Raw genomic sequence first — 23,452 nt, 5'->3', positions numbered from 1 at the left:
CAAAAGGAAAAATGACAGCAGAGAAGTTCATTCAGGTATTGGTAAAATCGGCAGCTGAAAAACTATACAACCAACCAATTGCCGATAGTTTAATACAGATACAAAAAACAAGAAAGGAATTTGAAGGCGACTACACCATGGTCGCCTTTCCGCTGCTTAAATTGTCGCGTAAATCGCCCGAGGAAACCTGTAAGGAAATTGGCGAACAACTTGTAGCATTAGATAAACATATTGAGAGTTTCAATGTAATCAAAGGTTTCCTTAACATAACCCTTTCAAAATCGTACTGGGCTAATGTACTGAATACCATTGTTCAAACCAACGATTTTGGGTTTTGTGAGGCCAAATCGGATAAACCGATAGTTATTGAATTCTCATCGCCCAACACAAACAAACCCTTGCACCTTGGACATATCAGGAATAACCTTCTTGGAATGTCAATTTCCCGAATAATGGAAAAATCAGGGAAACGGGTAGTTAAAGTAAACCTGGTCAACGATCGTGGCATCCATATCTGCAAATCGATGCTTGCCTGGCAAAAGTTTGGCAATGGCGAAACACCTGAATCAACTGGAGTAAAGGGCGATCACCTGGTGGGCGATTATTATGTTAGATTCGATAAGGAGTACAAGGCCCAGGTTGAGGAGCTAAAAGCCAAGGGGATGCCCGAGGATGAGGCAAAACTAAAAGCCCCAATTATTCAGGAGGCACAGGAAATGCTTCGACGCTGGGAAGCCAAGGACCCTGAGGTTATTCACCTATGGAAAACCATGAATGGCTGGGTTTATGAGGGATTTGATAAAACTTACGCCGATTTAGGAATTACATTCGACAAGGTTTACCACGAGTCCGAGACATACCTACTCGGAAAATCGGTGGTTATGGATGGGTTAAACCGAGGAATATTCTTCAGGAAGGATGATGGTTCAGTGTGGGTTGATCTTACAAATGACGGATTGGACCAGAAATTGCTTTTGCGTGGCGATGGAACGTCGGTTTACATCACACAGGATATTGGCACAGCCATTCAACGATACAATGAGTTCAACTTTGATGAACACATTTACGTTGTTGGAAACGAGCAGGAGTATCACTTTCAGGTGTTAAAGTTGATAATGAAAAAGTTGGGATACGAATGGAGCGATGCTCTTTACCACCTTTCCTATGGCATGGTTCAGCTTCCTGAAGGTAAAATGAAATCGCGCGAGGGCACAGTAGTCGACGCCGACGATCTGATTGAAGAAATGATTGAAACTGCACGTCAAATGTCAGAGGAGTTAGGCAAGCTCGATGACGTTGACCACGGAGTGGCATCTGAAGTTATCAGAATGGTAGGCCTTGCTGCGCTTAAGTACTTCATTTTGAAGGTAGATCCCAAGAAAAACATGACCTTCAACCCAAAGGAATCCATTGATTTTAACGGGAATACAGGCCCATTCATCCAGTACACCCATGCTCGAATTAAGTCAGTTCTTGCCAAGGCAACCCATGCGGGCTATCAGGTTAATGGAATAATACAACCCGACTTCATTAGCAATTCAAAGGAACTTGAACTTATACAGCTTTTAAGTCAATTTCCTGAGATTGTCCTTGCAGCCGCTCAAAACCATAATCCTTCATTAATTGCCAATTACACCTACGAGCTAGCCAAAGAATACAACCAGTTCTACCATGATTTCACCATTCTTAAAGAACCTAACGAAGGTATAAGGTTGCTTAGGTTATCGCTCTCGGAACAAGTAGCCGATATAATCAAACGGGCCATGTGGTTACTTGGTATCGATGTGCCTGAAAGAATGTAATCCGTTGATTTTTTTAGTATGCAATTAAATAAGTTTTGTCTTTCTGCCTTTGTAATTTTGGTTACAACTTTTAACGTTAAGGCACAGGAATTTGAGCCCGCTAAGGATTTTGGCTCTGAGTTTGGAATAACAGGCATGTTTGGGAAGGAAGGAATAGATGGGAACAACTCGGCTTACTTTGGATTTACAGGAGCATACTTCTACGATTTAAAAAACGGCCTTCGAGTTGGTATAAATCGGTACTACAATTTTAGCGGAGCCGAATACGCTTATACCCTCCCTATCTACTTTGCTCATCGAACCAAATCCAGTAGAAGTAATGAACCCTTTGTATTTGATACTTTTGGCGAGTTCTTACTACAACTTTTTACCCATATAATTCCCGGCCGTGCAGAGTTCAATGCTGGACCGGTGATTGGTTATTTTAAATCAACCAACCAAACCATTAGCAATGGGTACAAACTCACCAACCCGGTTTACCTTGCTGCTAATGCAAAGCTAAGGCTTACCTTTCAGATTTGGCGGTTTAATCTTGGGGGAAACTTCGGCGCCAGCTACGTACCATCAAAAAATTTTTACTTGGTTTCACCCGACCCCGTGTTTAATGGGAATAGGACCAGTTGGTCGCTTGAGATTGGCGCCTTTCTATCATTCTCCTTCGATTAATAAACCCATATTTTTATTAAGTTTGCATAATAATTTGAAATAAGAGCATACCGATATGTTTGAGAATTTAACCGATAGGCTTGAGCGCTCTTTTAAAATACTAAAAGGTGAAGGTAAAATCACCGAGATTAATGTTGCCGAAACCGTAAAGGAAATCCGCAAGGCACTTATTGAGGCCGATGTTAACTACAAGGTTGCCAAAACATTTACCGATGAGGTAAAGCGTAAGGCACTCGGCATGAATGTGCTAAATGCCATTAAGCCTGGACAACTGATGGTTAAGGTTGTTCACGATGAGCTTGTTAGCCTTATGGGCGGACAAGCCACGGATATTAACCTTGCAGGTAATCCAACAGTTATCCTTATTGCAGGTTTACAGGGTTCAGGTAAAACAACTTTCTCGGCAAAACTTGCCAACCACCTAAAAAACAAAAAGGGGAAAAGCCCTCTGCTGGTTGCAGGCGACGTTTACCGACCCGCTGCTATTGAACAGCTTAAGGTTTTAGGTCAACAAATTAATGTTCCAGTATTTACCATACCCGGCAGCAACGATCCTATTGGAATTGCCAGGGAAGCTGTCAGGGTGGCAAAGAACAACAATCAGAACGTTGTAATAATTGATACTGCTGGGCGTTTGGCTATCGACGAGGAGATGATGAAAGAGGTTGAAGCCATCAAAAAGGCTGTTTCACCCAATGAAATCCTTTTCGTAGTCGACTCCATGACCGGCCAGGATGCGGTAAACACCGCAAAGGAATTTAACGATAGGCTCAACTTTGACGGCGTTGTGCTCACCAAGCTCGATGGTGATACCCGTGGCGGTGCAGCCCTCTCCATACGTGCCGTTGTTGACAAACCCATTAAATTCGTTAGCACCGGCGAAAAACTTGATGCTCTCGATATCTTCCACCCCGATCGAATGGCCGATCGTATCCTTGGAATGGGCGATATTGTTTCGCTGGTTGAGAAAGCGCAAGAACAATACGATGCCGAACAGGCTAAAATCCTCCACAAAAAGATACTTAAGGATCAGTTCAACTTTAACGATTTTCTTGAACAGATTAACCAGATTAAAAAAATGGGTAACCTTAAAGACCTTGCCGGTATGATTCCCGGGGTTGGCAAGGCCTTAAAGGATATTGATATTGATGATGATGCTTTTAAAAACATCGAAGCCATCATCAAATCGATGACCCCTGAAGAACGCGAAAACCCATCGCTGATGAATGGCAGTCGCCGTAAGCGCATAGCGGAGGGTAGCGGAACATCAATCGTTGAGGTTAACCGATTGCTGAAACAATTTGAGGATATGCGTAAGCTAATGAAAATGGTATCGGGCGGTGGTGCAAAAAATTTGGCAAGAATGATGAACCAACCGCATAGGAGATAGGTTATTGTGTTTAGTGTTTTGTGTTTAGTGTTTTGTGTTTAGTGTTTGGTATTTGGTATTTGGTATTTGGATTTCGGATTCCAACTTCAAGTAAAAATTCAGTTTAATATTAACTCGAAAACCCATGGAACTACTCGACGGAAAAAGAATAGCCGATGAGATAAAAGCTGAGATTGCAGCTGAAGTAGAGGCTATTAAACACAAAGGGGGCAAAATCCCACACCTGGTTGCCATTCTTGTAGGACACGACGGCGCAAGCGAAACCTACGTTGGCCATAAAGAGAAAGCATGTGCTCAGGTGGGTTTCAAGTCGCAAGTTCTCCGTTTTGAGGATTCCATAACTGAGGCTCAACTTTTGGACGAGATCAGGAAACTGAATAACGACCCCGATGTTGATGGTTTCATCGTTCAAATGCCTTTACCAAAGCATATCGACGAGCAAAAGGTTATTGAAGCAATTGACCCCAAAAAGGATGTAGATGGATTTCACCCTGTGAACGTTGGGAGGATGAACATTGGCCTGCCTGCCTATATTTCAGCTACACCCGATGGGATTGTTGAACTGCTACGTCGCTACAAAATCCCAACAGAGGGGAAACACTGCGTGGTTATAGGCCGTAGCAACATTGTTGGCCGTCCCATTGCAAACCTGCTTTCGCAGAAAAGTTACCCCGGCGATTGCACAGTAACCATTTGCCATAGCCGAACGCCCAATATCAAGGAATATACGCTCCAGGCCGATATACTAATTGTAGCCCTTGGTAAGGCTGAGTTTGTAACTGCCGACATGGTAAAACCTGGAGCAGTTGTGGTTGATGTGGGTATTACCCGGGTTGATGCCCCTGGCACTAAATTGGGCTGGAAATTGTTAGGCGACGTTAAGTTTGATGAAGTGGCACCCAAATGTAGCTACATTACTCCGGTACCGGGAGGTGTAGGCCCGCTAACAATTGTATCGCTACTAAAAAACACCCTGAAAGCAGCTAAAAAAGAGGTTTACGGATAATGCTACTCAAATGAACAACCAGGAAACAACCGCCAAGTTCTACGATGAGTTCTCGGATAAACAGGTTAAAACCGGAAAAAATCTTCGACATTATACATTAGCCAATATCCTTAAGAAAAAGGGTATTGGAAAGGCAAATAGTGTTCTTGAAATAGGATACGGAATTGGAACTCTTACGGATTTACTTGTAAGCATTGCACCAAAGGCAGTAATAACTGCGTTCGATATTAGTCCAAAAAACATTGATATTGCAAAAGGTCGTATAAAATCGAGTCGTGTAAAATTCATGGTTTCCGATGCATCGGAAAGCATTTCACTAAACGAAAAATATGACTTCATTATCCTTGCCGATGTAATTGAACATATTCCAATTGAACGTTACAATTCCCTATTTTCTAACTTAAAACAGTTTAGCCATACCGGTACTAAAATTTTTATTAATATTCCTCACCCCAACCTAATTAAATATTTACGAGAAACAAAGCCCGAAAGTCTTCAAATTATTGATCAATCCGTTTACCCAACAATACTATACCAACATTTATCGGAGCAGAATTTTGTTATCGATGAAAAGGTAGATTACAGCATTTTTTACAAAACACCTGACTATACCTATTACTGGCTTAGCCTTTTTTCTGAGAAAAGCAATTCCAATTACAGTAAAACTGTCCCACTACCCTTTAGGATATTTAAGAAATTTATACTAAGGGTTATTTAAAATGAATATCCTTTACATTTCCTCGGGTAATCCTACTTTTGTTCGCAAGGACATTTTGTTGCTTTCAAAACAAAATAATGTAAAATCTTTGCTTTCCCCATGGAATACAGTTAACACTCCAATAAATTTCATAAGGCAATTCATCTATTTAATTCCAAGATTAAAAAAGATTGATGTCATTATAGTAATGTTTGCAGGCTACTGGTCAGTGATTCCAGCACTGTTTGGAAAAATATTTAATAAAAAGGTGTTCATTATTCTTGGTGGTACCGACTGTGTATCGTACCCTGAGTTTAACTATGGAAGTTTGCGTAAACCATTACTTAAAAGTGCAATTTACTATTCTATAAAAAATGCCACATGCTTACTACCTGTCCACGAATCGCTCATTGATTTTACCAACTCATACTACGATAATAGTAAACAGGGGATAAAAAATCACTTTAAATCCATTAAAACTGATATCAAAACCGTTTATAATGGATATAACCCTAGAGTTTCGCTTGACACAATTGAAAAATCAATACGCAAACCCAATAGCTTCATTACTGTAGCTTTGGTCAATAGTAAAATTCGATTGATTCTGAAAGGTATTGATTTGATTCTTGATAGTGCCCGCGAATTTCCAAATGCAAGTTTTACTATTATTGGTATTGCCGAAACGATAAAATCTCAACTTGAGATACCTAGCAATGTTATAATTCATCCCCCTATGTCGAGTGAATTACTTGCAGAAAAATATTTACAATCGGAGTTTGTAATTCAACCCTCAATATCCGAAGGTTTTCCTAATGCACTGTGTGAAGCCATGTCTTTTGGCTGTATTCCAATAGTATCACCCGTAGGCGCAATGCCTACAATTACAGAAAATATTGGGTTTACTGTGAAAAATAGAAGCACTGAGGAACTTTCATCAGTAATTAAAAATGCCTTAAACCTAACAAATGATGAAAAAGTCAATCTACGATTCCTTTCTCATTCCAAAATAGTAAATAACTTCAGTGAAAACGAGAGAATTAGTAAATTAGAGCAAATAATTGAGGAGTATAAATATAAATAGAATGATATCAAAATCGTTCATAAAATCTTCAGTTACCTACACCATTATTGGTGCGCTTCCCTTTGCTTCGAGCATTCTCCTGCTTCCATTTTACGGTAACAAAAATTTACTTAGTACTGACGATTTTGGTCTATTAGCCATTTTTATCATATTAAGCGAACTTGCTCGAATACTTTTTTCATTTTCTGCCGAAAGTTTTCTGGGTAATACATATATTCATTACCGAAACGACAAGAAGAACGAGAAAAAATTTTTAGGAACATCGTTTCTTTTTTTGATGCTTTACGGCTCCTTGTTCACTTTCATACTGAGCATTGCCGGTAATTTACTGTTTGGGTTATTTTACCCTGCAAAATCGATTGAATTTATGCCCTATGGGCTCATTTCAGTTATTACAGGTTTTTTCAATGGTGTTTTTAAAGCATATACCAGCCACCTAATTTTCCGGGAAAAACCAAAGCCTTACTTTTGGTCCAATATTTTGCATTTTACATTAATAATTGTGGTCTCAGTTGAGGGATTATACCTTTTCCCCCTATCACTTGCCGGTCCCATTTGGGGTCGATTCACGGGTGCATTTGCTACTTTTATTTGGGCCACGGTATTCTTTGTAAAACATGGGAACTTAAGCTGGGACCGCAACGTATTTAAACACCTTATCAGGTATAGTGCACCTATATACTCCCATAATATCCTGTACTGGATTATATCAAACATTGACCGGTATATTATTCTGGGTTTGCTAAACCAATCGTCAGTGGCTGTTTTCGATTTCGCTATAAAAATAACCTTAGCTATTGAATTTCTTCAGAATGGGCTATCTGCGGCAATTTTACCAAAAGTTTTTGAGCTTTGGAAGAATAAAAACAACGAACCCTTTGGTAGCATTGAGGTAAATAAGTATTTTCACGTTTTCACTCTCATCAACCTAACCTTAATACCGCTTTATTTAATCCTAATCCCATACCTTGTTCCAGTAGTAGTAAATAACAGCGATTTATACCAATCGTTTCCGCTATTACCGCTGCTATTTGCTGGCATGATAGTGAGAATCTGGTACTACGTGCTTGTTGCTCCTGTTTACTACTTTCAGAAGACCACTATTCTCCCAAAAGTTTTTGTAGTAACTGCAGCTTTTCAAATTACTGCAACATATTTAATGGTAAATCTCAACGGGGTAAATGGAGCTGTTGTAGCTAATTTTATTACAAAGATTTTGCAGATTTCGCTAATGTTCTTTTTTGTCAAAGGGTTTTACCAATTTAGGGCAAATAAAGCCAAACTTCTATATTATCCATTAACCATAATTGTATTGCTAATTCTTACTACACTTTTAGTTGGTCAATATAGTGCGATTGTGGTTTACTCCTTGATTTTTATTTTTTCCGTAGCCCTTGCTTTCCACACTTATCGAAAAGAAATAAGCATCTCCTGGATTAAAGAGATGCTTACCAAATAAATAAGTTATTGATAATTTTAGAATAAATCCACTGAGATATTCTGAATAAATGCAGTATAGGTGATTTCCCTTCCAACCTTAGCTTCTGTTATAAGCATAAGTACTGGTAGTTCTTTACCGCCTTTAGTGAGAATGGTTATTTCCTTGCGTTGTCCAGTAATTTTTTCCTTATTGGGGTCAAGGTAGGCATCAAGGAACTCATCGTTTTCGGCAGCATTATCGGGGAAAAGAATTCTTACACTTTGTCCAATCACCTGTTCGCGTTTAACCTCAAAAAGCTCTTCGGCTGCTTTGTTGAAGAACTGAACAATACCATCGTGGTCGGTGGTTATGATGGCGTCCAGAAAACCCTCCAAGGTTTTCTCGTTCCGTATTTTTACCTTCTCAATTTCTTTAAACTGGTTGCGCACCTCCTCCTTAGCCTCCCGTAGCTTTTTATTAAGCTCAACTTCATTCTGGCGCAATTGTTCTTCCTGTTTCTTTAGCTGTTCTGTTTGACGTTGAGTTTCGAACTCCATGTTTTTCTCACGGGTAATGTCGTTGGCAATTAGGATAACCTTTGCCACCTCTTCGTACATATCGTTAACAGCAGTAAAGGTACAACGGAACCAGCGCTCATCGCCATTGCTAGTAAGCATTCGGAATTGTCCCTCATATGGAATTCCATGTATCACATCGTCCCATACGCGCTCAATATTCTTCCGTTCCGATGAAGGGACAAACTCAAAAATTGATTTTTCCTTAGCAGCATTAAGGTTATATGAAAGGGTGAGCAGGAACTTCTCATTAGCTTCGGTCAAATCGCCTGTAGGCGAGAATTCTGCTTTAATTGATGAACGGTTAAGTGCACTAATTTGCCCTTCGTAGTCAAGGCTCAGCTTCTTTTGGTCAGTTGTGTCAATTCCAAGGAATAGGATTTTTTCCACACCTCCGGCCTCATTTCGTACACAGGTGAATGTAGCAATTGTCCAAAGGTCGTTGCCATTGCGGGTAAGCAACTTCATATCTCCCTCAAAGTGTTTACCACCCTTGCTTAGCGTACTCCAGATATCGTCGAACCACGTCCTATCCTTCTTGTTAATAAACATGGAGATATGCTTACCTTCAACCTCGCTGTTGGAGGAATACTCCAATTTCTGTAAAAACTTGGTATTTGCATACAGCAATGTTCCGTCCACATCGAAATCGGCACGAATCATTGTGTGGTTTACGGAGTTGGAGAAGCTGATAAACTTTGCCGACTGGCGGCTAGCTTCTTCCTGTGTAGCCTGGAGTTCTTCCATGTTCTGGCGCATCTGTTCCTCCTTAAGCGCTAACTCCTCGGCCTGCTCACGCGATTCCTTTAAAAGCTTTGCAGTTCGTATATTTATTTTAACAGTAGCAATAGTTGTTGCCACGCTCTCAGAAACCTTATCGATAAACTCCTCCTGGTACTTTTCAAATGGATTAAACGATGCTAGCTCAATGACGCCATGAACAACATCGTTCATTTTAAGGGGGATAAGCATTAAAAATTTTGGGTTAGCCTTGCCAAGGCCGCTTGTAATACTCAAATACCCATCAGGTACTTTTTTCAGGATGATTTTTTCCTTTTCCAGAGCACATGCCCCCACAAGACCATCGCCCCAGGGTATCACTCTATCGGCATACTTTCTACGCTCATAGGCGTAACAGGCGGTCATTCGGAAATGGATATCGGACTCATCGTCATCCTCTAAAAGGTAAAAGGCAGCCTGATTTGCACCAACGTAATTTACTAAATTGCGGATAACCTGAAAGGTTAACTCCTCTATGTTATCGTTGTTCTGACGTAGAATTTCGCCAAAGAGAGCCATACCCTCTGCGGCCCAGCGCCGTTGTTCGTCCTCCTTTTTTCTTTTCTCCTCTTCTAACCTACTCTGGCGAATATCGTTTCGTAGGCTGACTATTGCCTTCCCAAGTGCATCGGTATCATCGGGGGTGTATTCGGCTTCAACATCACCTTCACGTAACTTTTCCACAAACCTGTAAAGCTTACGCTCCCTACTTATGTTTTCCTGTAAAGTGGTTTCAAAATCGTTTATTCTAACCGAAATTTTCTGGTAAACAAAAAAACCAAAGGCGCCAAGAATGATAGGTAAAAAATCAAATATATAGAACAATGGCATAATGCGATGTAGGTCCAGAATGCCTCCTGGGGTTAAAGCAAGGTCGTTGGTTAGTACACCTATAACATATGCAATGGCAAGAAATACAAGCCCTACGGTAAGTCCAAGGAGACTCCCTTGAACAATGTATTTCGATGAGTACTTAGATTTCATGTACGACTCAATTTTTGATGCTTAAAAATAAGCATTTTTTCAACTTATATGCAAATCTATTGATTCGAATTCAAATGAAATAATAATGTTATTATAAAAGAACTGGTTTATCAGCTTAATCGTGTTTTTACTTTTTGGATAATATGATTCGCGATATCCTGTAAAGGCAGTATGGTAGATGCTGCATCAAGTTTTACGGCCTCACGGGGCATGCCGTAAACCACGCACGATTTTTCGTCCTGTGCTATTGTGTAAGCACCAGCGTCCTTCATTTCAAGTAGTCCTTTTGCTCCATCGTCGCCCATGCCAGTCATAATTACACCTATTGCGTTTTGCCCAGCAAAACGAGCAACGCTTCGGAAAAGAACATCAACCGAGGGCCTATGCCTGTTAACCAGAGGGCCTTGGACCACCTCAACGTAGTATCGTGCACCGCTTCGCTTTAAAAGCAGATGGTAATTACCAGGTGCAATCAACGCTTGACCTGGTAGAACAGCATCGCCATTCTGTGCTTCCTTAACCGTGATCTTACAAATATCGTTTAGGCGATTGGCAAACGAGGTTGTAAATTTTTCGGGCATATGCTGAACTATAACAATTCCAGGGCAATCAACAGGCATTGCTTGTAAGAATGTAGCAATGGCCTCTGTTCCACCTGTAGAGGCTCCCACGGCAATAATTTTCTCGGTAGTTGTAAGGGGTGTAGAGGAAACAACCTGTTTAGGGATAATAACATCGGCTGAAAGTTTTGGCTCAACAATAGGAGGTGTGAGAATCTTACGTCTTGCTATTCTACTGCGAGCGGCTGCTTTAATTGCATCGCAAATGATAACCCTTGACTCTTCGAGAAAAGCTTTGGTGTTAACCTGGGGTTTAGTGATTAATTCAACGGCTCCAAGTTCAAGGGCACGCATACCCATTTCAGTTGCCCTACTTGTGAGGCTCGAAATTATTACAACCGGAATGGGGTGCTGTGTCATAATTTTACGAAGAAAGGTTAACCCATCCATCCGGGGCATTTCAATATCGAGGGTTATTACGTCGGGGGTTACCTCAGCCATTTTACGGGCTGCAAAGTATGGGTCGGCAGCAGTTCCAATAACCTCCAGCTCTGAATCGGATGAGATGATCTCCATCAACGTTTGCCTCACTAATGCAGAATCGTCAACAATTAGCACTTTTATTCTATTCAGCATATCAGCCATTTACATCAACTTTAAAATTAATGACAATAAAAATATTCTGCAATTTACTCGGTCTTTTTTGAACTAATACTTTTTACCTCGTTGGGATTTAATGTCTTTTGAATAAACTTATGGCGAACCTCTCCTGTAGCGGTATTAAATTCAATCTTTCTTCCCTGGTTACCACCTACACTTTTAGCTATTATTGGTATTCCGTGTTCAGCCAATAGTTCTAAAGCAATAGCAATGTTACGTTGACCGATATGGAAGTTGTCCAGATTTGTTTCAAGCACCTCGCCTCCCCCAAATACCTTTGCCTTAAGGTTTTCCTTTTTTGAGCCAAGTGAAATCATTCTTTCAATCAATCGCTCAATGGCAATGTTACCATACCTTGGGCTTGCAAGCCCCTGTCCATTCCACAATGGCAACATGTAATGGTTAATTCCACCTTGATTTAAAACCGAATCGTATAGGCATACTGCCACACATGAGCCCAGAATTGTAGTAACAAAATGAGGCTCCTTATCGGCAAATAGCGATGCAGGGTATAGGTAATGTGACTTAATGTGGTCCATCAACCGGCTTTAAAAAATTTCTGCATCCTGATCAAAAAACATCTCGTTAGCATCGGTGGCTAAATCGTCAACGTCAACATTGGGCTCGGGTATTGAAATAGTAAAACAAGCACCTTTCCCAAGTTCACTCTCTATTTCAATGCTACCATTGAGCATATCAATAATGGCCTTATTTACCGATAATCCTAATCCATGACCCCTGTTTAAGGAATTTATTCCAGTATCGAGCCTTTTAAACCTATCAAAGATTATTTTGTGGTTTTCCTTTGAGATACCAATACCATGATCCTTAACACAAATAGATAACTTGTTAACGTCTCTATTAGCAATTATCTCAATTACTCCACCCTCAAAGCTAAAGTTTACTGCATTGCTGAGCAAATTTGCTATGATCAACTTCAGCTTTTCAGGGTCGGTTTTAAAAATTTTTGGATTAACCAAATTGGTGCTGCTGTTATAGGAGTATTCAACCTTTAAGTTCTTCTTGCGCAGCTCATACTTAAACGATTCTATAACACTTTCAAGCAGGTTGTTAACATCAACCTGCATGATTTCGGGTTGTATTTCGCCAGCCTCAATCTTGGCAGCCACAAAGATATTCCGGAGTTGAAAATCGAGGTTGAATGCCTCGGAGTGGATGAGAGCCACCATGGAGATAACCTTTTTCCAGTTCTCCTTATCAACTGAGAGTATTGCCTTGGAAAGTCCTATTATTGATGTAAATGGGTTAATAATCTCATTGGTGATGTTTGAAATAAAGTGCGATTTGAGGGCTTCGGACTCCTCTAGCTTCTTGTTTACTTGCTTTAGCTCGGCGTTTAGAACTTTCAGCTCATCAAGCGCTTTTTTATTGAGTTCAAATCTGCGTTGCAATTCAGCAAGTAGTTCATTATCGGTAAGTTCTTCAGGCTTTTTTGTCATAGCAGAATGTATTATACTTTCCTGTATATTGTTGGTTTAACCTGTTTAAGCGGAACATCCATATTTAGTATTGATTCTGAATGTCCAAGTATTAGGTAGCCATTGGGCTTAATACGTTGGCATAGCTTATTAATAACGGCTTCCTGTGTGTTCCTATCAAAGTAAATAAGTACGTTGCGGCAAAAAACAATTTCAAATAAATCCTTTGTATCGTAGCTGGAATCCATCAGGTTTAAACGTGCAAATGTTACCTTGGAGCGAACATGAGGCGCCATTTTAATGGTAGGGTTAGTTCTATCCTTGCTCCTTAGCATGTATTTCCGCTTAAGGGTTAACGGTATACCCTCAACCTTCTCTTCCTTATATACTGCATCTATTGCCGTTTGAAGAATTCGGGTTGAAATATCGGTTGCATATATGGTAAAGTTAAAACCTGGGTGCGACTCAGCGAATTCAAAAAGCACCATGGCAAGGGTGTAAGGTTCCTCGCCACTTGAACAACCTGCGCTCCAAACCTTAAGCGTTCCTGACTTATTGGCTCTATAATATTCAGGCAGTAATTCTTCGGACAAGAACTCAAAATGGGCTGGCTCACGGAAAAAATCAGTTTTGTTGGTGCTAACTACATCCAACATATGAATAATCTCGCTATCAAAGCCTTCGCGGCTAAAAAGGTAATCGATGTAAGCCTTAAAAGAGCCAATGTTTAAATGCTTTAACCTCTTTTGGAGGCGGCATTGGAGCATTACCTTTTTTATAGGTGGTAGTTTAATGCCGCTCTCCTTGTAGATTAATGCGCTAAGACGTTTAAACTCATCGTCGGTAAGCTGTAGCTTGTAGTAATCCACAAACTCATTAGCCTGCATAAAATATTCAATTACTGTTGTGCATCGGTTCCCTCGTCAACTGACTGGTTGGAATCAATAATCGAGGTGATTTCATCTACTGAGAAAATGGCATCCATGTTAAGTATGATGATAAAACGTTCCTCAACCTTTGCCATGCCAATTATAAACTCGGATTTATAACGGCTGCCAAGGGTGGGCAGTGGCATTATCTGGCTATTATCAATCTCCAGAACCGCCTGCACGGAATCGACAATGGCACCAACATGCACCGATTCGCCATCAACGTCAATATCCAGAACTATGATACAGGTGTTATTGGTGTACTCGGTTTCAGGCATTCCAAACTTGATACGTGTATCAATTACAGGCAGTACAGCCCCCCTAAGGTTAATAACACCTTTCAGGTAATCAGGTGCCTTAGGAACCTTTGTTATAGGAGTCATCTCCAAAATATTCAACACCTTGCTGACATGTGCAGCAAACTCCTCGTTACCTAGCTTGAAGGTAAGATATGATTTAATTTGATTTTTGTTCTCGGTATCCATTGTAAAACATTTTTGGTTGTTACTTACTTGTTGCAAACATTTTAATAATCTTATTGGTGTCCATTACAAGGGCAACTGTTCCGTCGCCTAGTATTGTCGCACCTGAGAAAATATCGTGGCTCTTGTAGTGTTTCCCTAAAGGTTTGAGTACTGCCTGGTATTCACCAATTACATAGTCAACCACTAAGCCAACCCTGTTATCCTCAAAGTTTACTACTACAACCTGTTCTAGTTCCTCGTTACTTGGCTGCAGGTTAAACTCTTTCCGTAAGCTAAAGAATGGGATTTGAGTTCCATCGAGGGTTACAAGATTGTTGAAAGAGCTATAGATACTTTCCTTGTCCACCGCATAAATCTTGTCGATTGAAGAAAGAGGGATAACAAAAGGAGAACTATCAATGCTAACCAGCAAGCCATCGATTATTGAAAGGGTTAAGGGCAGCTTTATGGTAATAGTTGTTCCCTTGCCAACTTCCGATTCAACCTCAACCTCGCCTCTGATATCGGAAATTTTCTTTTTAACCACATCCATACCCACTCCCCTTCCCGACACATCGGTTACCTTTTTGGCTGTAGAGAATCCGGGCAAAAAGATAAGGTCAAGAATCTCCTTCTTGCTCATCTTTTTATCGGAAGGTACTAAACCCTTTGAGATTGCCTTGGCATGTATGATCTCAGGATCAATACCAGCACCATCATCGCTAACCTGGATTATTACACTTGCCCCGGAGTAGAATGCTTTCAGGTGAATTTTTCCCTTTGCCGGCTTTCCGTTTGCAATACGAACCCGAGTATCCTCAATTCCATGATCCATGCTGTTCCTGATAATGTGCATCAGGGGGTCGGACAGGTTTTCGATGATGGTCTTATCAAGCTCAGTATCGGCTCCCTCTACAATGAAATCGACCTCCTTGTGCAGTTCAGACGATAAATCCCTGACAAGCCTCTGAAAACGACCAAAAAGGTTCTCAATAGGTATCAGAACGATACTAAAGGCAATATCGCGAAGCTGGCGGGTTAGCTTGTGAACGTTTTCAACTATAGGCGCCAAACCTGGCACATTGGTTTGCTCTGCAAATAAGCTTAAACGGGCTTGTGTGGTTACTAGCTCTGACACAAGGTTCATTAGGTGGTCAAGCTTGTCGGACGACACGCGAATGCTTGCAGCCGTTTTGTCCTTTGTGGCTATTCGCTCTTTAGTGAACTGTTTGGCCTTTTCCTTATTGATTCGAGCAGCAGCTTTTGTTGCCAGGCGTTGTATGGTTACCAATCCAACATCCTTCTGAACCTCTGCCAATTGCGATACTTCTTCAACAAATAATTTGTCGGCTAGCAAGTTTTCCTCTGCCAGCTTTTGTATTTCAAGCTTTGAATCGGTTTCAACAAAGATGAACACATCATGAATGGCATTTACATCCTGGTCGGTTGTCAGCAACACTTCCCAGTAGGTATAGCAAAGGTTTGGGATAATTTCCTTTATTCCAGGCAGCCTGTTGAAATGTGCAAAAACCTTGTGTTCACCCAATGAGCAAAGCTCATCAAGAAGGTAAAGGGGGTTTGTTCCGTTCTTAAAAATATTCTCATTGGGTTCAAAAAGAATGTAGTAGGTAGATAGTGATTCCGATTTTTCCTTACTTGATTTAGCAGATTCGGCCTCTGTTTCAGTATTACTAGGGTTAATTATTCTATTAATTTTCCCCATTAAGCCATTGTGAACCGTTTTAAAGTCGGGGTCATCATAGTTTTGCTCATCGAGCATCGCCTTGAGGTGATCCACCGACGAAAAGGTTATGTTCAATATATCCTTGCTTACCTCGAGCTGTCCATTGCGAATCATGTCGTAAATGGTCTCAAGGTTGTGCGTAAAGCTATCGATAAGGTCAAACCCAAACATGGCGCTGTTACCCTTAAGGGTGTGCATCACCCTAAAGACCTGTTGAATCAGAGCTTCATCGTTAGGACTTTTTTCAAGCTCTAAAAGCGACACTTCAAGCTTATCAATTAGCTCCGCAGCTTCCTCTATAAACTTTTTCCTAAAGCTATCCATTACCTAATCACTTTATTGATTGCCGAAATCAGTTTAGCTGGAACAAACGGTTTAATAATCCACCCCGTAGCACCGGCATCTTTAGCTTCCATTTTTTTTGAGGTTTGCGATTCGGTAGTCAGGAATAGGATTGGAATGCGTTCGTACTCCGGCATTGCCCTAATATGCTTAATAAGCTCTATGCCATCCATTTCAGGCATATGAAGATCGGTGATTACCAAATCGATTGTTTTACCGTCAAGGTGTTTTAAGGCATCTTTGCCATCAACACCAACAAGCACATTGTACCCTTCGTTCTCAAGGGTAAATCGAACAACTTCGCGAATACTATCGGAATCGTCTACAATTAGTATTGTTTTTGCCATAGCAATGGATAATTTATTTTGTTAATATTCTGATTTTATGCCTGATCGTTCAAGAATTGTGCTCTGGTCAGCAGTTAATTCAAACTTAACTGTAGATTTTATACCTCGTTCCTTCATGGAGAAGTTAAAAGAGCGTACGAGTTGTATAAAGCCAAGGTCAATTACCTCAGCGTTTTTAATTAGCAAGTCAGTAGGTTTTGCCTCATTAAATAGCTTAATCAGTTCACTCTTGATATCACTGACATTATTAAGGCTTAAATCGCCACTCAGGATGACCAGCGATGAACCCTTCTGCCTTTCGATGGAAAAATTTTTTTCTTTCTTTGACATATTCTTGGTTAGTTTAAAAGAACTCAATGTTTGACTCATCCTGATCGGTTTCTGATAAGTCATCGAAACCCGCATTCCCTTTAATTACCATGTTGTGTATCTTATGTTCCGATTCCATGGTATATAGTCTTCGCATAAACTCCAAATCATCTTTATCGAACTGGCTCTCCTCCTTGCCAGTTAACGTGGAATATATGTGGTTTAGTAGTTTTATTACTTCAAGAATTTTAAGCTCAAAAACTTCATAGTACTTAACCTGATTTACAGCCCTATGGATTATTTCACCTAAATCATTACTAGCCTGAAACTTTTCCCGAAGTAAAACGCTTACCTTATCGTCACATTCAAGCAGGTTGCTAGCAATTTCCTTAAGGGTTGTTGGAATTGACTCCCATTCCTGCGATTTAGTATTTTCTGAAATTAACTCCGATAATCGCTCAATATCAGTTATTTTGGATTCAAGGTGCATGTACAGCGTACCAATTTGGTTTCGGGAGGTAATTATGTCAAATGTTACTGTTTCAATCTGTTGAATTAGATTCGACTGAAGCATTAGTTCCGGCTGTTTGATTCTTTTCAACAACAATTCACCAAATCGGTTAGCCTCATCATCAATAGCAGAGGTTTCAACCATTAAGTTAACGTTATGCTTAATTGATTGAAGCAAATTGTTTACCCTTGCCAGTAACGAAAGAAATTTGCTAACAGGTAACGTAGTATTGGTAAGCTTATGTGCAACACTTGTAAAAGGTTGCTCCAAATCCGATTCCTGTATTCTTTTTAAATCCTTACACTGGTTTAGTATGCTTTGCGCAATGCTTCCAATAATCTTGAACTTATCAATTATCTGTTCAATGGCTCTTTGATACTCCTTGTTTGCCCTAACAAGTAGCGCCGACTGAATGTTAACAAGCTCTCCTATCTGATTTAAATAGTTTTTCTGCTCTTCATCTTCAGAGGATAGATTATTTAGTATTTCCTTATGCGATACCTGTACGTGTTCAATTTTTTGGCGAATAATATCGTGGTACTGGAGGTTTGTAATAATGCTGTCAATTGAATCGCGGAGTTTTGCGTTATTTTCTTGCAGTTTTGGTATATTGAGGCTAAGGTCTTGCTGTTTTTCCGAAAAAATTTGAATGGATTCGTTAATAATATCAATGGCAATCCCTATTTGTTGGTTCGCATTTCGCATATTCTTTTTAACCCTATCAACACCTTCGCGTAAAAGTTTCATGTTGCCATGGAGCGACTTAGCAAGCTCAAGTTCAGCTAGCTTTGACTTGTTTACTAACCTGTTAAACTCAATAAAAAGTTCATCCTTTTCCTCGGTAAGTTCAACTGATTGGGACTCAATGCCTGTTATCTTAAGGTTGGCTAGTAAAAACTTGAGGGTTAGGAGATTTTGGTTAATGTTTTTGCTATGTAGGTCAATGGAATCGAGAATATCATAAACCTCATCAATGCTTTTTACAATGGAATCGGCGTATTTATTGGTTTCCTTTTTAGCCTGACTGAACTTTTTAAAAAGGAGCCTGAGGTTAAGCAACGATTCACTCGTATAGCTGGAAGCATATACGGTAAATACCTCTTCTGCATTTGCTGAAATTGAGGTTGATTTTGAGTATGCTTCCTTGAACCTTTCGTTAAGACCTAAAAAATCCTCAGCGGCGCAATTTAGTATCTCAACTATAAGACTATCAATTACGGCAAACTGTTCAGATATCTCCTTGATTTTTTTCATAACAATTTATGTTACACCCCAGCTAAAACCTCTTTCACCCTCTTAACCAGTAATGGTATATCAACTGGCTTTGGAAAGAATTCCTGTACTCCTAGCACTTCGCATTGATTACGGTAAAGTTCAGTATTAGCAGCGGTTACTATGAAAACTGGAATGGTATTTACGCGCTCACTCTGCTTGATGGTTTTAAGAAAATCAATTCCAGTAATATTAGGCATAAGTAAATCCAACAGAATTAGGCTTGGTGGTTCTTTATCAATCAGCCTATAGGCGTCAGCGGCATTGCTTACTGTTACCACCCTAATTCCCTCTTCGCCAAGCAGAGCTTCCACAAGTACCTGATTCGTAACCGAATCGTCAATTACTAAAACATAGCCTTTAAAATCCATAGTATTTCAAAATCTTTTCAAATCTATAAAAACGAAACCACAGAATAACAAATCATAAGATGATATAAATTACCGCAACAGGTGATTTATATCACTTTTTTATTTGATAGAAATTATTTATCTTTAAGAGTCTTTAAATGAAATCATGGCCGATGTAATAACCATATCGTTTGAAAAGACATTTGAAAAATGCAAATTGCCTGTTAACCAGCTTCTAACAGCAGAACAGCAGGCTATCATTATGGATAATATTAATATTGTAAACTACAACCGGAAGGATATTATTGTTAAACAGTTCTCGGCATCAAGCCATGTTTACTATATTATTAAAGGTATTATTAAGGTAAGTAGCGAACAAAGGAAGGGCAAGAATTTGGTCATGAAGATTGATACCACAGGAAGTTTTGTAGGCCTAATCTCGCTTCTTGGTGGTGATTCATATAATTTCACGGTAACAGCGGTTGAAAATTGCACATTGGCTCAAATCCCTATTTCTACTCTGAAATCGATTATGCTTCAAAATGCACGCTTTGCCCTTGAAATTAGCCAGCTAATAAGCAGGCATGGTTTATTCCTTATAAACAGGCTAGCCGGATTACTTTACAAGCAGCTACCCGGCCGAGTTGCCGATTTGATTCTTTACTTTGCCGATGACATATTCTGCAACAACGAGTTTGAATTTCCCGTAAACAGAACAGAGCTAGCAGAGCTGTGTGGAACAACTAAAGAAAGTTTGATTAGAACCTTATCGGAATTTAACCACGATAAAATAATTGAGCTGGAACGGAATAGAATCAGAATTATTAGTTACGACATATTAAAAACTTTGAGCAGATTCGGTTAACGTAATAAAAGTAAAAATATATGCCAAAAATTCTTATTGTCGATGACATTTTTGTTAACAGGCTTCTTCTAAAAGAAGTGATGAAAAACTTAAATGTAACTTGCCTTGAGGCGCAAAACGGTAAGGAAGCTATTGACATTATTACTAAGGAGAAAGTTGACCTGGTTTTCATGGACATTGAAATGCCTGTGATGAATGGGCTGGAAACCACCAAGTACGTCCGTGAAAAACTGCCTTCACCCAAAAAGTACACCCCCATTGTAGCGTTAACCGCACATAATCCGGCAAACTTTTTTGAGGATTTCAGGGATGCAGGCTTTGATTTTCTGATGACTAAACCATACTCCATTGAAAAAATTAAACAGGCAATTGAAAAGGTTTTAACTCCCACGTAAAAGGTACAACTAATAGGATAATAATTTACCTTTGCTGGTATTGAGCTAACCATAAAACATCTCGCGCGATGGACAGGTCAATTCTGGCAGAGTTAATTCGCAAAAACAAACGACTAATAATACCCAACGTGGGTGCCTTCCTTCATCGTGATACTGAAAGCAACACCCAGCTTAGCATTACTTTTAGCCCATTCCTAAAGTATAACGATGGGCAGCTCGAAGAATTACTGATAAGTAATTATGGACTTTCAAAGATTGAGGCAGCCGAGCAAATAAAAAAGTTATCGATTGAAATTATTGATGAAATAAAAGAAAGTGGTTCATACGCAATACCCGGTATTGGAATACTAATAAATGATTCAAAGGGTTCCATTAGTTTGACATCGGAGGAATCATCAAGCCAAAGAAAATCAACCGACCATGACGATGGTAAAAATGTTCAAACCACCAACATTGATTCCCCCCTTGAGGTAGACACGAGTAACAGTGACAAAAACCAAACCACCAATGATTCAGTTGTAAAAGAAGAGATAGTTCAAGAAGAGAACACTATTACAAAACATTACACTGAGGTTAGCCCGGGGGTTGAGCGTGTTAACACCAATGCCCTCGACAGCATAATAGTTGAAAAGTCGTCAACTGAAAATAGCAATCAGGTTGAATACAATGATTTGGAACAAGTCAACATGAAAAGTTCTAGTAAAAAGAAGCCATCATCGCCCCTGCGAGTTTTTGTTTTTATAGCAGTATCTCTCTTTATAATACTTACATTTGCATTCATTTTGAGGGAGTTGGCCTTTGCCCCTGATGAAGCCGACTGGGAAAACATTAAAAACAAACCGGAAAAGGTAGAACCTATTAAGTTACCAACCGATTATACTTCAAAATCCGATGATTTTGATAAGAAATTTGAAGCCACAAACCCTGCCGACGAGGAGAGCGAAACCGTAACAGGTAATGAGCAACCAGCACAAACAACGGAAGAAGTAATTGAAAAATCATTAACCCAAAGTATTCCTGTTAGCAACCCATCAACAATATACAGCCTTGTGGTTGGAAGTTTTGCCGAAAAGGCAAATGCCCAAAAATTCGTGAACGATCTTAAGGCAAAGGGGTTTAACGCTGAGGTTTATAGCAAACCTAATGGGAAGTATATTGCTGTAATTGGCCGATATAGTAAAAAAGACGAAGCCAATCAACAGAAGGAAAAGCTCAAGAACCAATTTCAGGGAATATGGATAATTAGCCGATAGCGATGAACAGAACTAAGCAATGCACCTACCCGCACATTGGAACTGTAACCTACACATATAGAACCGGAAGTAAAAGAATCACTTTAAGAGTAAAAAAAGATAGTTCAATCCATGTTACCATCCCCTACCTTGTAAGATTCTCATATGCAGAGGATTTTGTGTTATCAAAAACTGACTGGATTATAAAGAAAATCCAAGAAAATGCAGAGCGTATAAAGCCTATTACTGAGTTTAAAAGTAAGTATCACCTAGTTCGTCTGCAAGCCGAAAATAGCCTATCTACATGTAAGGTTTTAAAAAAAGGAGCTGATGTGCTGTTACTTTATCCGTCAACCGCTGACCCGGCAAGTTACAATATTCAGTCGCTAACAAAAAAAGTTATAACCGAAGTATTACGCGCCGAGGCTAAATACTATCTGCCCCAAAAGCTAAAGGGATTAGCCACTAAGAATAATTTTACCTATGGTAAGGTTTCCATTCGTAACTCAAAATCGCGATGGGGAAGCTGTAGCGGGAAGAACAATATTAGCCTTAGCCTAAGGTTAATGTATTTGCCTGAGCATCTTATTGACTATGTACTCCTCCATGAGCTTTGTCACACGAAGGAAAAGAATCATGGCCCTAAATTTTGGCAACTACTGGACAAGGTTTGCCAAGGAAATTCAAAAATGTTCTCAAAAGAGCTTAAGAAATTTCCGATCCCTTTCTAGCTTTAACCTAATAACCCACAAACAGGGAATTACTCATCCAGGGAGTTAATGCGTTCAGCAAGTTCAACCACTTCGTCGTAAAAATCATTGGCTATTTTCTGGTAATCAACTTTGGTTGATTCGCCCCTTTGGTATGTTTTTTTTGAGATTTTTGAAATGGTTTCCTGTTCTAAAACCATTATATCGGAAATGATGTCAAGAATCCGCTCCTTAGATATTGGCTCAGAATATGTTAATTGGGTATAGCACTCGTCAAGCAAATGTTTTACCATTTGCTTGATGTCCTTTTTAAGATCTTTTACGCTGGCCATATCAAAATATTAACTACAATTTTTCCATATAAATATAAACCATTTCTTAAAAAACAAGTAATAATTGATATTTTTTTTGATGAAAAGTGTTTTCAAAATATTGCTGGATTTCGCTAGTATCCGTAAGCCTTTCCTTCAACCTTTTCAGGAGTCACTCTGAATACTTTTACATTCATAATGGCTGGCATACTATACTCAAAATTATCGCGACCAGAATATTTTTTCATGATAATATTCATACATTTCCTCTTTTCATCTAAACTAGTTATTTCCTCAACCTTACCGTAAATAAGAACGCTACGGTACTTCATTGACCATGAGCAAGCAACATCCTCATGCTGGTAGCGTAAATGGTAGTCGGAACTAAAAGCTACACATACGCTTGGGTTATGTTTCCAAATATCTATCTTTCTACCTTCAGGACCTGAATGAAAGTAAAGAATACCTTGATCATATCCAAAGTTAAAGGGTAAAACATAAGGGTTTCCCTCCAAATCGACCATACCAATGTGGCAAACATCAACCGAATTGATAACCTGTTCAATTTCTGCTCGTTGAGTAATAATCCGAGATTTCATTGCAATTACTTT

24 protein-coding genes are annotated in these 23,452 nt (G+C 39.6%); 11 read left to right on the top strand and 13 right to left on the bottom strand.

Annotated elements, in window-relative coordinates:
* Positions 1–11: 11 nt before the first annotated feature.
* From argS to AB6811_RS01450, 7 genes are all read left to right on the top strand, one after another.
* A complete protein-coding gene (gene argS / locus AB6811_RS01480; protein WP_369488430.1) occupies positions 12–1,802 on the top strand; it encodes an arginine--tRNA ligase in 1,791 nt (596 codons plus the stop codon).
* 57 nt (positions 1,803–1,859) lie between these two features.
* Positions 1,860–2,468, top strand: a complete 609-nt coding sequence (locus tag AB6811_RS01475; protein WP_369488429.1) for a hypothetical protein — start codon at positions 1,860–1,862, stop codon at positions 2,466–2,468.
* Between the two features lie 55 nt (positions 2,469–2,523).
* Entirely contained in the window at positions 2,524–3,858 is a 1,335-nt protein-coding gene (gene ffh, locus AB6811_RS01470; RefSeq protein ID WP_369488428.1) for a signal recognition particle protein, read from the top strand.
* Between the two features lie 124 nt (positions 3,859–3,982).
* Positions 3,983–4,864 carry a bifunctional methylenetetrahydrofolate dehydrogenase/methenyltetrahydrofolate cyclohydrolase FolD gene (folD, locus tag AB6811_RS01465; protein WP_369488427.1) on the top strand — a complete coding sequence of 294 codons (882 nt, stop codon included), beginning with the start codon at positions 3,983–3,985 and terminating at the stop codon, positions 4,862–4,864.
* A 10-nt stretch (positions 4,865–4,874) separates the two neighbouring features.
* Complete coding sequence (locus AB6811_RS01460) at positions 4,875–5,582, top strand: class I SAM-dependent methyltransferase (RefSeq protein ID WP_369488426.1); 708 nt, start codon at positions 4,875–4,877, stop codon at positions 5,580–5,582.
* Between the two features lies 1 nt (position 5,583).
* Positions 5,584–6,642, top strand: coding sequence for a glycosyltransferase family 4 protein (locus tag AB6811_RS01455; RefSeq protein ID WP_369488425.1), 1,059 nt, complete (start codon positions 5,584–5,586; stop codon positions 6,640–6,642).
* A 1-nt stretch (position 6,643) separates the two neighbouring features.
* Positions 6,644–8,101 (top strand): lipopolysaccharide biosynthesis protein, encoded by a 1,458-nt coding sequence (locus AB6811_RS01450; RefSeq protein ID WP_369488424.1) that lies wholly within the window; start codon positions 6,644–6,646, stop codon positions 8,099–8,101.
* A 17-nt stretch (positions 8,102–8,118) separates the two neighbouring features.
* Here the strand turns inward: AB6811_RS01450 and AB6811_RS01445 are convergent, their stop codons facing one another.
* From AB6811_RS01445 to AB6811_RS01395, 11 genes are all read right to left on the bottom strand, one after another.
* Complete coding sequence (locus tag AB6811_RS01445; RefSeq protein WP_369488423.1) at positions 8,119–10,401, bottom strand: PAS domain S-box protein; 2,283 nt, start codon at positions 10,399–10,401, stop codon at positions 8,119–8,121.
* Positions 10,402–10,511: 110 nt separating this feature from the next.
* Entirely contained in the window at positions 10,512–11,606 is a 1,095-nt protein-coding gene (locus tag AB6811_RS01440; protein WP_369488422.1) for a protein-glutamate methylesterase/protein-glutamine glutaminase, read from the bottom strand.
* Between the two features lie 44 nt (positions 11,607–11,650).
* Positions 11,651–12,160: a chemotaxis protein CheD gene (locus tag AB6811_RS01435; RefSeq protein ID WP_369488421.1), complete on the bottom strand. Its 510-nt coding sequence runs from the start codon at positions 12,158–12,160 to the stop codon at positions 11,651–11,653.
* A gap of 9 nt (positions 12,161–12,169) precedes the next feature.
* Positions 12,170–13,081 (bottom strand): sensor histidine kinase, encoded by a 912-nt coding sequence (locus tag AB6811_RS01430; protein WP_369488420.1) that lies wholly within the window; start codon positions 13,079–13,081, stop codon positions 12,170–12,172.
* An 11-nt stretch (positions 13,082–13,092) separates the two neighbouring features.
* Positions 13,093–13,947 carry a CheR family methyltransferase gene (locus AB6811_RS01425; protein ID WP_369488419.1) on the bottom strand — a complete coding sequence of 285 codons (855 nt, stop codon included), beginning with the start codon at positions 13,945–13,947 and terminating at the stop codon, positions 13,093–13,095.
* An 11-nt stretch (positions 13,948–13,958) separates the two neighbouring features.
* Entirely contained in the window at positions 13,959–14,474 is a 516-nt protein-coding gene (locus AB6811_RS01420) for a chemotaxis protein CheW (protein ID WP_369488418.1), read from the bottom strand.
* A 19-nt stretch (positions 14,475–14,493) separates the two neighbouring features.
* Positions 14,494–16,521 (bottom strand): chemotaxis protein CheA, encoded by a 2,028-nt coding sequence (locus AB6811_RS01415; RefSeq protein ID WP_369488417.1) that lies wholly within the window; start codon positions 16,519–16,521, stop codon positions 14,494–14,496.
* Complete coding sequence (locus AB6811_RS01410; protein WP_369488415.1) at positions 16,521–16,886, bottom strand: response regulator; 366 nt, start codon at positions 16,884–16,886, stop codon at positions 16,521–16,523. The genes AB6811_RS01415 and AB6811_RS01410 overlap by 1 nt, the downstream gene beginning before the upstream one ends.
* A 21-nt stretch (positions 16,887–16,907) precedes the next feature.
* Complete coding sequence (locus AB6811_RS01405) at positions 16,908–17,216, bottom strand: hypothetical protein (protein ID WP_369488414.1); 309 nt, start codon at positions 17,214–17,216, stop codon at positions 16,908–16,910.
* Positions 17,217–17,229: 13 nt separating this feature from the next.
* Complete coding sequence (locus AB6811_RS01400) at positions 17,230–18,960, bottom strand: hypothetical protein (protein WP_369488413.1); 1,731 nt, start codon at positions 18,958–18,960, stop codon at positions 17,230–17,232.
* An 11-nt stretch (positions 18,961–18,971) separates the two neighbouring features.
* Complete coding sequence (locus AB6811_RS01395) at positions 18,972–19,349, bottom strand: response regulator (RefSeq protein ID WP_369488412.1); 378 nt, start codon at positions 19,347–19,349, stop codon at positions 18,972–18,974.
* Positions 19,350–19,494: 145 nt separating this feature from the next.
* Here AB6811_RS01395 and AB6811_RS01390 point away from each other — a divergent pair, with 145 nt between their 5' ends.
* From AB6811_RS01390 to AB6811_RS01375, 4 genes are all read left to right on the top strand, one after another.
* On the top strand, positions 19,495–20,193 hold the full coding sequence (locus tag AB6811_RS01390; RefSeq protein ID WP_369488411.1) for a Crp/Fnr family transcriptional regulator: 699 nt from the start codon (positions 19,495–19,497) through the stop codon (positions 20,191–20,193).
* 20 nt (positions 20,194–20,213) lie between these two features.
* Entirely contained in the window at positions 20,214–20,588 is a 375-nt protein-coding gene (locus AB6811_RS01385) for a response regulator (RefSeq protein ID WP_369488410.1), read from the top strand.
* Between the two features lie 68 nt (positions 20,589–20,656).
* Complete coding sequence (locus AB6811_RS01380; RefSeq protein ID WP_369488409.1) at positions 20,657–21,841, top strand: SPOR domain-containing protein; 1,185 nt, start codon at positions 20,657–20,659, stop codon at positions 21,839–21,841.
* Positions 21,842–21,843: 2 nt separating this feature from the next.
* Complete coding sequence (locus AB6811_RS01375) at positions 21,844–22,551, top strand: M48 family metallopeptidase (RefSeq protein ID WP_369488408.1); 708 nt, start codon at positions 21,844–21,846, stop codon at positions 22,549–22,551.
* Positions 22,552–22,580: 29 nt separating this feature from the next.
* On the opposite strand, the gene AB6811_RS01370 is transcribed toward AB6811_RS01375, so the two are convergent.
* Both AB6811_RS01370 and AB6811_RS01365 read right to left on the bottom strand, forming a co-directional pair.
* Positions 22,581–22,862 carry a hypothetical protein gene (locus AB6811_RS01370; RefSeq protein WP_369488407.1) on the bottom strand — a complete coding sequence of 94 codons (282 nt, stop codon included), beginning with the start codon at positions 22,860–22,862 and terminating at the stop codon, positions 22,581–22,583.
* Positions 22,863–22,975: 113 nt separating this feature from the next.
* The gene (locus tag AB6811_RS01365; protein ID WP_369488406.1) at positions 22,976–23,440 is read right to left on the bottom strand and encodes a pyridoxamine 5'-phosphate oxidase family protein; all 465 of its coding nucleotides are present in this window, start codon (positions 23,438–23,440) and stop codon (positions 22,976–22,978) included.
* Positions 23,441–23,452 lie beyond the last annotated feature (12 nt).

It is taken from the genome of Tenuifilum sp. 4138str, assembly GCF_041102575.1.
In the GTDB taxonomy this organism is placed as follows: domain Bacteria; phylum Bacteroidota; class Bacteroidia; order Bacteroidales; family Tenuifilaceae; genus Tenuifilum; species Tenuifilum osseticum.
This window is presented reverse-complemented; position numbering and strand designations above follow the sequence as displayed.

Excerpts from the sequence above, each read along its gene's own strand:
- argS (WP_369488430.1), top strand. The coding sequence starts at position 12 with ATGACAGCAGAGAAGTTCATTCAGGTATTGGTAAAATCGGCAGCTGAA.
- ffh (WP_369488428.1), top strand. The coding sequence starts at position 2,524 with ATGTTTGAGAATTTAACCGATAGGCTTGAGCGCTCTTTTAAAATACTA.
- folD (WP_369488427.1), top strand. The coding sequence starts at position 3,983 with ATGGAACTACTCGACGGAAAAAGAATAGCCGATGAGATAAAAGCTGAG.
- AB6811_RS01460 (WP_369488426.1), top strand. The coding sequence starts at position 4,875 with ATGAACAACCAGGAAACAACCGCCAAGTTCTACGATGAGTTCTCGGAT.
- AB6811_RS01455 (WP_369488425.1), top strand. The coding sequence starts at position 5,584 with ATGAATATCCTTTACATTTCCTCGGGTAATCCTACTTTTGTTCGCAAG.
- AB6811_RS01450 (WP_369488424.1), top strand. The coding sequence starts at position 6,644 with ATGATATCAAAATCGTTCATAAAATCTTCAGTTACCTACACCATTATT.
- AB6811_RS01445 (WP_369488423.1), bottom strand. The coding sequence starts at position 10,401 with ATGAAATCTAAGTACTCATCGAAATACATTGTTCAAGGGAGTCTCCTT.
- AB6811_RS01440 (WP_369488422.1), bottom strand. The coding sequence starts at position 11,606 with ATGGCTGATATGCTGAATAGAATAAAAGTGCTAATTGTTGACGATTCT.
- AB6811_RS01435 (WP_369488421.1), bottom strand. The coding sequence starts at position 12,160 with ATGGACCACATTAAGTCACATTACCTATACCCTGCATCGCTATTTGCC.
- AB6811_RS01430 (WP_369488420.1), bottom strand. The coding sequence starts at position 13,081 with ATGACAAAAAAGCCTGAAGAACTTACCGATAATGAACTACTTGCTGAA.
- AB6811_RS01425 (WP_369488419.1), bottom strand. The coding sequence starts at position 13,947 with ATGCAGGCTAATGAGTTTGTGGATTACTACAAGCTACAGCTTACCGAC.
- AB6811_RS01420 (WP_369488418.1), bottom strand. The coding sequence starts at position 14,474 with ATGGATACCGAGAACAAAAATCAAATTAAATCATATCTTACCTTCAAG.
- AB6811_RS01415 (WP_369488417.1), bottom strand. The coding sequence starts at position 16,521 with ATGGATAGCTTTAGGAAAAAGTTTATAGAGGAAGCTGCGGAGCTAATT.
- AB6811_RS01410 (WP_369488415.1), bottom strand. The coding sequence starts at position 16,886 with ATGGCAAAAACAATACTAATTGTAGACGATTCCGATAGTATTCGCGAA.
- AB6811_RS01405 (WP_369488414.1), bottom strand. The coding sequence starts at position 17,216 with ATGTCAAAGAAAGAAAAAAATTTTTCCATCGAAAGGCAGAAGGGTTCA.
- AB6811_RS01400 (WP_369488413.1), bottom strand. The coding sequence starts at position 18,960 with ATGAAAAAAATCAAGGAGATATCTGAACAGTTTGCCGTAATTGATAGT.
- AB6811_RS01395 (WP_369488412.1), bottom strand. The coding sequence starts at position 19,349 with ATGGATTTTAAAGGCTATGTTTTAGTAATTGACGATTCGGTTACGAAT.
- AB6811_RS01390 (WP_369488411.1), top strand. The coding sequence starts at position 19,495 with ATGGCCGATGTAATAACCATATCGTTTGAAAAGACATTTGAAAAATGC.
- AB6811_RS01385 (WP_369488410.1), top strand. The coding sequence starts at position 20,214 with ATGCCAAAAATTCTTATTGTCGATGACATTTTTGTTAACAGGCTTCTT.
- AB6811_RS01380 (WP_369488409.1), top strand. The coding sequence starts at position 20,657 with ATGGACAGGTCAATTCTGGCAGAGTTAATTCGCAAAAACAAACGACTA.
- AB6811_RS01375 (WP_369488408.1), top strand. The coding sequence starts at position 21,844 with ATGAACAGAACTAAGCAATGCACCTACCCGCACATTGGAACTGTAACC.
- AB6811_RS01370 (WP_369488407.1), bottom strand. The coding sequence starts at position 22,862 with ATGGCCAGCGTAAAAGATCTTAAAAAGGACATCAAGCAAATGGTAAAA.
- AB6811_RS01365 (WP_369488406.1), bottom strand. The coding sequence starts at position 23,440 with ATGAAATCTCGGATTATTACTCAACGAGCAGAAATTGAACAGGTTATC.